The sequence below is a fragment of the Campylobacter concisus genome, assembly GCF_003048905.1.
GTDB classification, from domain to species: Bacteria; Campylobacterota; Campylobacteria; order Campylobacterales; family Campylobacteraceae; genus Campylobacter_A; species Campylobacter_A concisus_V.
Map to the genome: position 1 here is coordinate 633356 of NZ_PIRO01000001.1, position 12644 is coordinate 645999.

The 12644-nt window shown below is 37.6% G+C and carries 12 protein-coding genes; 4 read left to right on the forward strand and 8 right to left on the reverse strand.

Annotation, left to right across the window (positions count from 1 at the left end; all coding sequences use genetic code 11):
- Positions 1-115: 115 nt before the first annotated feature.
- From CVS95_RS03210 to CVS95_RS03220, 3 genes are all read left to right on the forward strand, one after another.
- A complete protein-coding gene (locus tag CVS95_RS03210) occupies positions 116-1789 on the forward strand; it encodes a 4Fe-4S binding protein (protein WP_107695542.1) in 1674 nt (557 codons plus the stop codon).
- Entirely contained in the window at positions 1782-2495 is a 714-nt protein-coding gene (locus CVS95_RS03215) for a molecular chaperone (protein ID WP_107695543.1), read from the forward strand. Before CVS95_RS03210 ends, CVS95_RS03215 begins: the two co-directional genes overlap by 8 nt.
- Before the next feature lie 129 nt (positions 2496-2624).
- Positions 2625-3224 carry a DUF6803 family protein gene (locus tag CVS95_RS03220; protein WP_107695544.1) on the forward strand — a complete coding sequence of 200 codons (600 nt, stop codon included), beginning with the start codon at positions 2625-2627 and terminating at the stop codon, positions 3222-3224.
- 41 nt (positions 3225-3265) lie between these two features.
- Here CVS95_RS03220 and CVS95_RS03225 read toward each other — a convergent pair whose 3' ends face one another.
- From CVS95_RS03225 to gltX, 6 genes are all read right to left on the reverse strand, one after another.
- Complete coding sequence (locus CVS95_RS03225; RefSeq protein ID WP_107695545.1) at positions 3266-3946, reverse strand: MqnA/MqnD/SBP family protein; 681 nt, start codon at positions 3944-3946, stop codon at positions 3266-3268.
- Positions 3943-4215: a barstar family protein gene (locus CVS95_RS03230; protein WP_107695546.1), complete on the reverse strand. Its 273-nt coding sequence runs from the start codon at positions 4213-4215 to the stop codon at positions 3943-3945. The genes CVS95_RS03225 and CVS95_RS03230 overlap by 4 nt, the downstream gene beginning before the upstream one ends.
- Positions 4212-4718, reverse strand: a complete 507-nt coding sequence (locus tag CVS95_RS03235) for a ribonuclease domain-containing protein (RefSeq protein ID WP_103629202.1) — start codon at positions 4716-4718, stop codon at positions 4212-4214. Before CVS95_RS03235 ends, CVS95_RS03230 begins: the two co-directional genes overlap by 4 nt.
- A gap of 9 nt (positions 4719-4727) precedes the next feature.
- A complete protein-coding gene (gene upp / locus CVS95_RS03240; RefSeq protein WP_107695547.1) occupies positions 4728-5354 on the reverse strand; it encodes a uracil phosphoribosyltransferase in 627 nt (208 codons plus the stop codon).
- An 84-nt stretch (positions 5355-5438) separates the two neighbouring features.
- Positions 5439-6692, reverse strand: a complete 1254-nt coding sequence (locus tag CVS95_RS03245) for a malic enzyme-like NAD(P)-binding protein (RefSeq protein WP_087585442.1) — start codon at positions 6690-6692, stop codon at positions 5439-5441.
- Positions 6689-8068, reverse strand: a complete 1380-nt coding sequence (gltX, locus tag CVS95_RS03250; protein WP_107695936.1) for a glutamate--tRNA ligase — start codon at positions 8066-8068, stop codon at positions 6689-6691. Before gltX ends, CVS95_RS03245 begins: the two co-directional genes overlap by 4 nt.
- Before the next feature lie 70 nt (positions 8069-8138).
- Between gltX and CVS95_RS03255 the strand changes: the two genes are divergently transcribed.
- Positions 8139-8969, forward strand: coding sequence for a peptidylprolyl isomerase (locus tag CVS95_RS03255; RefSeq protein WP_107695548.1), 831 nt, complete (start codon positions 8139-8141; stop codon positions 8967-8969).
- A gap of 92 nt (positions 8970-9061) precedes the next feature.
- Here the strand turns inward: CVS95_RS03255 and CVS95_RS03260 are convergent, their stop codons facing one another.
- Entirely contained in the window at positions 9062-11158 is a 2097-nt protein-coding gene (locus CVS95_RS03260) for a TonB-dependent receptor (protein ID WP_107695549.1), read from the reverse strand.
- Positions 11159-11451: 293 nt separating this feature from the next.
- Positions 11452-12510, reverse strand: a complete 1059-nt coding sequence (gene yedE / locus CVS95_RS03265) for a YedE family putative selenium transporter (protein ID WP_107695550.1) — start codon at positions 12508-12510, stop codon at positions 11452-11454.
- Between the last annotated feature and the right edge of the window lie 134 nt (positions 12511-12644).

Sequence of the window (12644 nt, forward strand, 5' to 3'; positions counted from 1 at the left end):
TTAACATAAAAAATATTATAAATTAAACCTTAGAGCAAAAAGGAACATATAAAATTCAGAGTCTATTAATCCCATTAATATTAAAATAAGCCTGTTTTTGATAATAGGAGAAATTATGAAAGAATTTGGCTTTTATAACGATTTTGACGATACTTTGATGTTAAATGAACAGATAGAAATAAATAACGAAAAGGAAGAATATTTAGTTTCTAACTCACCAAAGCTTAAAGCAAACATTACCGCACCTGAGATAAATTTTTATCTAAAAAATACAACCGCAAGCGTCTTAGAAAAAGCTAAAAATACACTTTTACTTTATGAAGCAAGAGCAACTGCATTTGACATGGCAAAGGATGTTGATTACGAAAAAGAAGTCGGCAAAAATGTCGTAATAGTAAGCAACTCAGGCCGTGAGGAACTAGCAAATTTATTAAAAGAAAATGGCTATAAAGTCATTGAATTAACGCATTTTGAAGTGAAATTTATTTATGGCGCAGCTGGCGAACTTAGTGTTTTGATACTTAGAGCAAATGACGAATTTGAGGTCGATTGTGACTTTTTCTTGGTTGAAAATGCAAGGGATTATATGCTAAAACAAAGCGGCTGTTACGAAATAGCTGGGCTAGAAGATGAAGCTGTGCTTAAAATTTTAAATGAAAAAACTCCAAAATTTAAGTACAAAAGCCTAACTCAATACGACTCTTCGATCTGCCAATACCATGAGCGACGAAATGAAATTTGTGGACGCTGTGTCGATGTTTGTCCAACTGTAGCCATTTTAAAAGAAGACGAGACAAAGCATCTTGTTTTCTCACAAATCGATTGTGTAAATTGTGGCAACTGCATTAGCGTCTGCCCTAGCGGATCTCTTGACTCTACACTTATGCCACAAAATTCTTTTGCTACTATTGCCAAACTTTACAAAGGCAAAATTCCACTAATAATCTCTAATGAAACAAATTTAGATGAGCTAAATATAAGCCTACCTGAAAATGTCTTGCCTTTTTTCATATCAGCACCACATATGTTAAATCAAGCGCATCTTCTTACATTGCTTCAAGAAAGTGGTGCGAGTGTGATTTTATTTAGCAAAACTCTTGGCAAAGGCGAAAAAGACGCCATTAGCATCTTAAATCAAATTTATGAGCTTAAATTTAAAGAGACGGCGATCTATCACGCTAAAGATAAAAACGAGCTTGAAGAATCGCTCAAAAAAGCAAAATTTATAGCTGACTCACAACACACGATAAACGAATATGCCTTGCCAAAAAGAGAAATTTTTGCAAAAAGACTTGAGTTTTTAGTAGGTAGTGAGGATCTTGGCGTGGTAAAAAGCGGCGAGATGATAAGATATGGCGATGTCAAGATAAACACTGATAGCTGTACACTTTGTCTAAGTTGCGTTGGCGCTTGTAACGTAAGTGCGCTAGTGGCTGATAAAAAGACAAATTCTATTTTATTTAATCCAAGCGTCTGCACAGCTTGCGGATACTGCGAACTAAGCTGTGCTGAAAAAGATACCATAAGCCTTGAAGTTGGAAAAATTTCTCTTAAGCCTGAGTTTTTTACATATAATGAACTGGCAAGAGATGAGCTTTTTGCCTGTGTTGAGTGCGGAAAAGAGTTTGCAACTAAAAAAGCAGTCGAAAAGATCGCAACTATAATGCAACCAAGATTTGGCAACGATAGGGTTAAAATAAAAGCACTTTACTGCTGTGCTGACTGCAAGGCCAAACTAATGGTTCAAGCCCAAATAAACGCAATGAAAGAGGATTTATTAAATGGATAAAAACATTATAAAAGCAAGATCATATTTTTACGAATTTTTAGCATATCCTATGTTTTTTTACACAAATGATGAGAAATTTTCAAGGTGGAAAGAGCAGTTAAAATACTTAAGCGTAAATCCTTTAAGCGAGGATAGCGATGCTGCGTTTAAAAATTTAGATAAATTTAGCTTTGAAGAATTTTCAAAAGAACAAAATGACGTTCTTTTTGGCTTTACAAATATCCCCTTAAGCGCTTCATTTTATGAAGAGGGCAGAGATAACGGAGCAGCTAGGCTTAGGGTTATTGAATGTTTAAAACTAAGCCCATATAGACGTGATAGCGAGCTTTGCAAAGACAGCGAGGACTACGTTGGATTTATATTTTTAGCGATGGCTACATTTTTAAAAGATGAGTTTAATGATGCAAAAAATATTAGCAACAAGCTATTTTCTGAGACTTTAAATTTATTTGTAGATGAGTTTTCTCAGCTACTTTCAGCTCACAAAGAGGCAAATTTCTTTAAATCATACACAGTCATTTTAAAAGACTTCATCGAGCTTGAGCGCTCCATACTAAACGTAGAAGCACCAGCTAAGCCACAAGGCGATAGCATCGCCATGGCAGCTCTTAAGAAAGAGCCATTTCAAAGCAAGATGCCAACTTTTAAAACAAAACTTCACTGGGAGGAATTCTCCCCAGTCATCTCACACGAGTTTAAAGACTAAAATGGTTAAATTTGCTCTTACTCGAGCTAGGAGTAAATTTAACATCCGCTTAAATTTGTTATCTTGATATTTTATGATTATTAGCAATTTGGTATTAAACTTCTTTAAATTTTTTACAAAGGACTTACAATGGTAATGACACACTACATGGAGCTTTTATCGCTCAATCAACCTTACAATCTAATCCTCTTCATGGTGATACCTGTGGGGCTTACGGAGCTTTTAGTGGCGATGGAGTTTCTCACTATGTATCACATGGATAGCGGCAAAAATGCTGGCTTTAAGGCTGTTGGCAAATTTGCTGGCATAGTGCTTGGGGTCTATTTTACAGCTCTTGTGATCTATTTTATGGCAAAAATTTATCCAAGTATAAAATGGCGTGGATATGCCGATGTCATCGCTGTCTACTCATATCTCATCAGCGTCATACCACTTCTTGGCATCGCGCTTTTAGAGCTAAATTTGATCTACAAAAACGCAAGCGAAAAGGCAAAGCTAAAGCTTCACTTTTGCCTACTCATATTTGCCTTGATCGTCGCACACGTCGCTATGATATTTGGCATGGTTGATCCTACCATAACAGGCTACAAGGCTAATGATGGCGCGATGGATATGCATATGAATATGCAAATGAACATGCCAACAGATATACCGATGCATGATCACCACAAGATGATGATGCAAAATATGAGTGATGATAACTCAACTAATATGCATATGCACCACTAAATTTTATAGCTTCTTGGCAGCTGCTAAGAAGCTATAAAAATTTAATTCTTTTTTGCTACTTTTAATAATCTATTTTCTTTAAAAAATTTTCGGAGTGATTTTTGCTCTTTTGGACCGATCTTGTAGCTTATAAATTTCAAATACCACTTGATATCTTGCTCGCTTATGTCACGGCTTTTAGCGTACTTGGCTAAGATATAGTTTGGGATTTTTACATTTTTTTGTAGAAATTTTGCGACTAGTCTTTTGTAAAATGAACCATTTTTTACGTAAGAAAATCTACCAAAAACAAATGGCAAATTTGTCTTTTCGTGCCAAATTTTACCAAGGTCGTAAAAGCACTCTTTGCCCTCGCTTAAGTATGACTTTAGCGCCCTGTCGCCTATGATCACCTCGCCGTTTAGATTAAGCACCTTGGCTAGGGCATTTGAGCTAGCTGAGGCAGGATCAAATTTCATAGCTGAGCCTTTACGCACAAGTACACTTTTTACATCTTTTTTGGCGACTATTCCAAAATTTAGCTTCTTTAAATTTGCCTTTTTGCTAGCTATACTTGAGATCACCGCAGCGTCGATCTTTCTAGCGTTTAGGGCTCTATTTAACTTGCTTGGCACGCCCTTTTTAAACTCGATCGCCTTTTTTATCTGAGAGCTTAGTGGGGCTGATTTTAAAAAAACGTGAAATGGGAGTAAATTTAGATAATCAATCTTTCCAAATATCATTTTTCATCTTTTACAAGCTCAAATTTAACCATCTCATTTTCGTTGCAAACATCGCGAAATAGCAGGGCTAGGCTCTCTTTTGCACTATCATCCAAAAATTTTTCATTTTTTAGCTTTATAAGCGTTGGCTCATTTATCTCGCAAAGAGAGTCAAAGAGCGCGTCTAAATTTTTGCCGTAGTACTCTGGCAGGTCAAATTTCTTAGCAAAATACTCATGCATCTTCTCTTTTTCAGCCATCTTTTTGGCATCTAAGATCACGCTTTTCATTGCATCCTCTTCTCATAAAGCAGGTAAAAATGCTCGTAGTGATCAGGCGTGTAGTAGATAAGCCCGTCGTTTGAGTATAAAATTCTCTCAGCGCCGCGCCTACCACCATTATAATTTACATCGCACTCAAACCACTTTCTGCCATCAGCCTCAGGTAGCCTCTTTTCTCTGTTTGAAAATCTATCCCCACCAATACTTTTGCCACCGCTTATCTGCCATAAATTTCCGCTTTTTGCGTCCCAGCCAAGATCGAGTGCCTCTTTTTTGGTTATGAAATTTTTTGGTAGCTTGTTAAATTTATAGATATAAAGAGCGACCTCATCTTTTGAGGTGTATGAGCCGTTTTCTACAAGATTTTGGCTCTTTTGCCCCTCTTTGTTTAGCTGCTCAAGTAAAATTTGAGCGTTTTTGTTTGCCTCGTCGCCATCTTTTGAAAAAAAGAAAGTACCGATGATGATAGCAATGACAAAGGCAACTAAAGCTGGCAAAAGTCTTTTATTCAAATTTAGCCCTTAAAGCGTGTTAAAAACTCTATCACCAGCATCACCAAGACCGGGAACGATGTAGTTTTTCTCATTTAGTTTCTCATCGATCGAAGCTGTATAGACCTCGACGTCTGGGTAAATTTCACTAAATCTCTTTAGCCCCTCAGGAGCGGCAATGATAGAGATAAATTTGATCTCTTTAACGCCCTTTTCACGCAAGAATTTGACTGCGTCTATCGCCGTGCCACCAGTTGCAAACATAGGGTCGATTATGATCGCCATGCGCTCTTTTGCGTCTTTTGGAAGCTTTGCGTAGAAAAACTCAGCCTGAGCGGTCTCTTCGTTTCGCTGAAAACCCAAAAAGCCCACACTCGCATCTGGGATGATGGTAAAAACGCTATCAAGCATACCAAGAGCAGCCCTTAATATCGGGCAGATCATTACTTTTGTTGTGAGTTTTTTAGCATTTGCGGTAGCAACTGGAGTTTGGACTTTGACATCTTTTACCTTTAAATTTCTGGTCGCTTCAAAGATCATAAGATAACTGATCTCATCAACTAGCATGCGAAACTGAAAAGGTTGGGTATTTTTATCACGTAAAATGGTTAATTTATGCTCGATCAGTGGGTGTGAGATGAGCTTCACGTTTTGCATTTTTTATCCTTAAATTTACTGTTTTTACAAGGTTTATCTTTACAAAATGCCAAAAAGAGTTTAGCCCAAAATTTGGGCTAAAATTTAAAATCCTTTTGCAAGTTTGGCTCTATAAGCCTCAACATCAAAATCTTTTACTCTCGCTACGCCATCTTCAACTGCAGCTTTCGCAACTGCTGGAGCGACTGCTGTTAGCACACGTTTGTCAAATGGTTTTGGGATGATGTACTCTTTGCCAAATTTTAGCTCACTAACGCCACTTGCTTTTAAAACTTCAGCTGGCACTGGCTCTTTTGCAAGCTGCGCAAGCGCTCTAGCTGCAGCCATTTTCATATTTTCAGTGATCTTTTTAGCTCTAACGTCAAGCGCACCTCTAAAGATAAAAGGGAAACCTAAAACATTATTTACTTGGTTAGGATAGTCGCTTCTGCCTGTACCCATCATTACGTCACTTCTTACAGCCTCAACATCCTCTGGATAAATTTCAGGCACTGGGTTTGCCAAAGCAAAGATGATAGGCTCTTTATTCATTGAAGCAACCATCTCTTTTGTAAGTACGCCAGGCTTTGAAAGACCTAAAAACATATCAGCACCCCTCATCGCATCAGCTAGAGTTCTATCCTCAGTTTCAAGCGCAAATTCAACTTTTTCTGGAGTTAGATCTGTTCTTTTTGAGTGGATGACGCCCTTGCTGTCTATCATCACAATGTGTTTTGCACCAAGCGCTTTATACATCTTCGCGCAAGCGATACCAGCTGCACCTGCGCCACTAACTACGATCTTTATCTTTGAGATATCTTTGCCAGAAATTTCCATCGCATTTATCATGCCAGCACTTGTTATCATCGCCGTGCCGTGCTGATCGTCATGCATGACTGGGATATCGACTGCTTCTTGAAGCTTTCTCTCGATCTCAAAGCACTTTGGAGCACGGATATCTTCTAAATTTATACCGCCAAATGTCGGGGCAAGAGCCTTGCAAATCTCAACGATCTTATCTGGATCATGCTCGTCTAGCTCGATGTCAAAGGCATCTACGTTTGCAAATTTTTTAAATAAAACTGACTTTCCTTCCATAACTGGCTTGCCAGCGATCGCACCGATGTCGCCAAGCCCAAGGACAGCCGTACCATCGGTGATAACGGCTACTAGATTTGCTTTATTTGTATATTTATAAGCTAGTTCATTGTCAGCTTCTATCTCTTTGCAAGGCTCTGCAACACCTGGTGTATAGGCCATTGAAAGGTCTCTTGACGTCTCGCAAGGCGTCTTTACCTTTATCTCGATCTTACCGCCTATATGGTAGTTTAATGCTTCTTCTTTAGTTACATGTGTCATTTCTCTTCCTTTAATAAATTTTGTATTCTATTTTTCGTCTCGCTACTGCCCACTACTTCAAGCACTTCAAAGATACTTGGGCTCACGCTTGAGCCAGTTAGCGCTATCCTTAGGGCCTGAGCTAGGTCTTTTAGCTTTAAGCCATTTTGCTCTAAAAATTTATTTGTTAGCTCCTCATAGCCCTTTGCATCAAGGTCACGGTCTAAAATTTGAGCAAATTTAGCCAAAATTTCTTTGCTATTTTCATTTATAAATTTAGCCCAAGCTTTCTCATCGTAGCTTTTTGGAGCGCTAATGATCGCATTTGCACTATTTGCCATTTCGATTAATGTCTTTGATCTCTCACGGAGCGAATTTAGCAGTAGCTCGCCTTTTACCAAAGCCTTAAAATCCACACCAAACTCAAGCATATCATGCGCTAACCTCTCGTAAGGTAAAGTCTTAATGTAGTGAGAATTTAGCCAGTCAAGCTTTTGAGCGTTATAGGTGCTTGAGCTTTTGTTGATGTCGTTTGGATTAAAGTATTTAAGCATATCCTCAATAGTAAAAATCTCATCATCGCCGTGGCTCCAGCCAAGACGAACGAGAAAATTTAAGAGCGCTTCAGGCAAATAGCCCATCTTTTTATACTCCATAACGTCAGTTGCGCCATGTCTTTTGCTAAGTTTTTTGCCATCCTCGCCGTTTATCATAGCGACGTGATAAAATTTTGGTGTTTTAAAGCCAAGTGCCTCGTAAAGAACGATCTGTTTTGGGGTATTTGAGAGGTGATCATCGCCACGGATGACGTCCGTTACGCCCATTAGTGCGTCATCTATCACAACTGTGAAGTTATAGGTCGGTGTGCCGTCGCTTCTTGCGATGATGAAGTCGTCTAATATGTCTTCAACCTTAAATTTAACCTCGCCCTTTATGCCATCATGTATGACGATTTCGCCGCTTAATGGGGCTTTTATACGGATGACTGGCTCGATATCAGCTGGAGGCGTACCAGTAAAATCTCTATATCTATTATCATATTTTGGACGCTCTTTTCTTGCCTCTTGGCTAGCTCTAAGCTCTTCAAGCTCGTCCTTGCTCATATAGCATTTATATGCCTTGCCTTCTTCAAGTAGTTTTTTAACATACTCTTTGTAAAGATCAAATCTCTTTGACTGATATGTCACTTCACCGTCGTGGTCTAGCTTACACCAAGCAAATGCCTCTTTTATGGCTTGCGTGGCCTCTTCTGAGTTTCGTTTTAAGTCAGTATCTTCGATGCGAAGTAAAAATTTTCCATTATTAGCTCTTGCATATAAATAATTATAAAGGGCTGTCCTAAGTCCGCCTATATGTAGATATCCAGTAGGCGACGGAGCAAATCTAGTAACTATCATTTTGTGCCTTATTTTTATGTTATAATTGCCCAAAATTATATTTACTAAATACTTAAATAAAGGTTTTATTATGAAAAAATTGCTCTTTTTGGCTGCTGGCATGCTAAGTGCTTTAAATTTATATTCGGCTCAGATGATAAACGGTATCGCAGCTATTGTAGAGAACGAACCAATCACGCTTTATGAAGTTTATAGCTTGAAAGAGCAGCTAAGAGCTAGCGAACAAGATGCCTTAAATTTACTCATAAGAGATAGACTCGAAGATGCTCAGATAAAAAATTTAAACATTAGCGTAACGCCATTTGAGCTAAACGACAGGATCGAATCAATCGCAAAGCAAAATGGCATGACAAATTCGCAGTTTAGAAGCTCTATCCAAGCTCAAGGCATGGACTTTTTGGAGTTTAAAAACAACATAGAAAAAAAGATGCTTCAAGAAAAGCTTTATAAAAGCATCTTGGCTGAAGCTGGCAAAAATGTAAATGAGCAAAAAGCAAAGATGTATTTTGACGCTAATCCTGATAAATTTAAGGTCTTTAGCACTGCTAAAGTGATCCTTTATAGGGCAAAAAATCCTAAAGAACTAGAAGCTCAAAAAACAAGTCCATCACTACTTAATAGTGTGCAAACACAAGAGCTAAGTTTAGACTATCAAAGCATAGATCCAAGGCTAGCGGCCATCATAGCTGGCACAAATAATGGAGAATTTACCCAAATACTACAAGGCGCTGATAGTTTTGATATGTTTTATGTAAAAGAGAAAATTGGCTCATACACTCCAAGCTTTGCAGATGTTAAGGATAATGTTATAAACGAGCTTTATCAAGGTGAGCAAGAAAAACTTATGGCTGATTATTTTGATAAACTCCGCGCAAAAGCAAAGATTCAAATTTTAAGATAACTTCAAATTTAGCCATCCTTGGTGGCTAAATTTCTCCAAATTTCACATGACAAAAGATTACACCGCCAAAGAGAAGGCAGTGTAAATTTTAGTTAAAAAGTGTAGTGCATATTTAGCATAAACGATCTTTCATCGCCAGGTCTTGAATCAGAACGCCAGTATTTTTTATTTAGGATATTGTTTATTGCTAATGTTAATTGAGCATGTTCGTTAAAGTTATATCCAGCACTTGCATCAAGCCTTACAAAGCCGGGTAAGTGTTGATCGGTTACGCTTGTTTTATTTACTTGATAACTATATCTTTTAGAGTATCCTGTTACGCCACTTTCGACATACCATTTGTCGTTTTTAGCATATCTTAAAAAAACATTGCCCTGCCAGTTGGTTGTATTATTTAGACTAAGTCTTTCGTTTAATGGATTTGATTTATCACTTGCGATAATAGCTCTCATATATCCAAGAGAGCTTCTTAGATATAAATTTTCATAAATTTTACCCAAGATATTTAGCTCTATACCACGACTTCGCTCTTTACCACGTTGCGCCCAGGTATATGGATCATTTATAGGATCTGGTCTATATCTTATATTGTTATGCTCGATCTGAAATATAGCTAGGTTTGAGCTAAATCTATTATCAGCCCATGTGCTTTTTAAGCCAATTTCGTATTGCTCATTATTCTGTGGTTTTAGATCAAGCATCGTTGTATCGCCTATACTTATACCTATATTTCCACGGCCGCCATATGGAGCAAAACTCTTTGAGTATGAAGCATATGCGGTATGCTCTGGTAAAAAGTCCCACAGCAAGCCAACTCTTGGACTAAAAGAGTGCCCTTTGTAGCTATTTGTCATATTTGCAATATTTCTTGTTTTAAATTTATAAAAGTCAAACCTTCCACCAACAAGTAGCCTATATTTGTCGTCTAAGCTTATTAGATCCTCGAGAAATACTCCATTATTTATGGCTTTATGCTTATTATCAGTATTAAGTGGTATGTAGCCCACACTACCCCAACTTGATCTTGATGCATATGGATTTATAGTTACATTTTTTGCACTATCAAACCAAAGCCTTGGATGGCGAGTTTCTACGCTGTTGTCATATCCAAAAGTAAAATTATGCTTAAATCTTGTAAATTCAAGCTCTTTTGTAAGTGTTATGGCATTTGAGAGTGTGTCATTATCGGTTTGTTGTTTAGCATAGTTTTGCTTTAGTCTATTTCCAGGCATGATGGTACCACTAAAATAATGGTCAAAATTTTGACTAGCTTTTCTATAACCAAAAACCCATTTTAAATTCATATCCTTCACCAACTCTGCATTTAGCTCGGTACGAAAGAAATGAAGCTTATCTTCAACAAAGTCTCCATCATGAGAAAAGCCCTTTGTATAGTCGATACCAAGCTTGTCATAGACACTTTTTGTTGGCATTCTATCAGGTACACGCCAAGCATTATCATATGTGTATTGCGCCTCAAAGCTCACCGTTCCACCATCATTTGTCACAATAATACTTGGACTTACCATAAAATTTTTATATTTTACGCCCTCTCTCCATGACTTTCCACGCTCCATATCAGTCGTTAGCCTTGCAGCTAATTGATTATTTACTACGTGATTTATATCGATACCACCACCATATCTACTCCAGCTGCCAACTCTTCCTGAGAGCTTATAAACTGGCATAAAATTTGCCTTTTTACTAACTAAATTTACAACTGCGCCGCCATCGCTTCTTCCATATAAGATCGAAGCTGGCCCTTTTAAAATTTCAACTCTCTCAACATTTGCCGTACTGCGTCTTATCTGACCAGAGTCTCTAACACCATCTCTATATATATCGCCACCGTCAACACTAAAGCCTCTTATCTTGATGCTCTCGCCTCTCATATCATAGCCTGCATCAATACCAGCATTTCCTTCTAGGATACTTGAAAGATCGTTTGTGCCGTAGTTTCTATTCTTTTGTATATCTATATTTTCGATAGTTTGTGGCGTCTCTTTATTGCTAAGCCCATTTCTATTGATATCCGCACTATCATACGCGATATAACCTTTTAGGGTATTTTGCTCCGAGATACCTTCCACCTCGATAGTTGGTAAAACAACTGAATAATCACTGTTATTTGTATCTAAAGCCCACAGCGAGCTAAAGATCAGTGATGAAGCAAGTATACTAAACTTCATAGAATTCCTTTAGATAAAATTAAAATCGATATTCTATATCAAAATAGCTTAAAATATTTACTTTATATTGATATTTATTAATTTTATCAATTCATTGTTAAAATTTTAGTTCGATTTAGAATTATCGTTTGCCATATCTTAAAACAAAATGCATTACTATTGCCGCTAAAAAATTTTAAGATTAAGGCTAGCATTTTAATGATCACACACCAACGCGAGCTTTTTGAACTTTTTGATGAGGTGATAGATATAAGGAGTGAATAAATTTGACTGCAAAGGCAGCCAAATTTATATTATGCTTTTTTAGTAAAAACTCCAACATAAATAGCATAGATAAAGCCGATCACTACGGCATATGGAGCATAAGGAGTGATGCCAGCCCCAGAGCTTGCGAGTATGAAGTTGTGGCTTATCGCAGCACCTGCGCCCATGCCTAGAACAAATACAGACGAGCTTAAATTTCCAGCTCCCATTTGCACTAAATGTTTGCCTGGGCAGCCATAACTTAGGCTAAAGCAAAGACCAGCCAAGCTCATGCCAAGGAAATTCCAAAGGACGTCATTATGAGCGATAGGTTGAGCTTCAAAGCCAAATTTATATTGTCCAAGAGCTAAATTTGTGATACTTGCAAAAACGATGATAGATACAATGCCATAAAACATTGAAAGATCACGCTCAAAAACTTTACTAATCGCTCCAACCGAGCAAAATTTGCTTCTTTGCATAAAAATGCCAATAACAATGGCGCAAATAAGTGAGATAAAGATATTTGCGTGCTGTGAACCTGGGCCTTTTTCTGAGCTAAATAATGCACCATTATCGCCAAGCTTTAAACCAAAAACAAGGGCTGCTAAAAGCAAAACAGTAATAATTAATGGTAAAAAGGCAACTGGTTTTGTAGTGGCGTCATTTTCAGGTATAACGTAACCATTTTTCTTGAAAAATCGTCCAACAAAAACGCCGGCGAATAAACCGACAAAACCAGCAATAGCAGTCATATCTCCGCCACCAAGGCGCAAAAACGCTCTCCATGGGCAACCCAAAAAGATAAGGCAACCAATCATAGCAAACACGCCTAAGAAAAATCTAGAAAATGCCGCACTACCTGATACTGGAGTGAAATTTCTACTCCAAAACAGGCTAGCTAAAAAGCCTCCGATGATGAGCCCTAAAATTTCAGGCCTTAGATACTGTACCACTTTGGCTTGATGAAAGCCAAAGGCACCTACGCTATCTCTTAAAAAGCAAGCCGCGCAAACACCCATATTTGCTGGGTTGCCAAAATAAACAAGCACTGGGCCAAGAATGCCTAAGCTTGCACCTGCAATGATGTAAAGCACTGTTTTATTCATGAATATTCCTGTGTATAGGGTAAAATCAAACTGATTTCTTAAACGACATTTTAATAATCATTAAATAAAACAAAGATTAATTTTTTTAAGAGCAAAGTAGATAAAATATGCAAAAATTTCATAAAAGGGTTAAT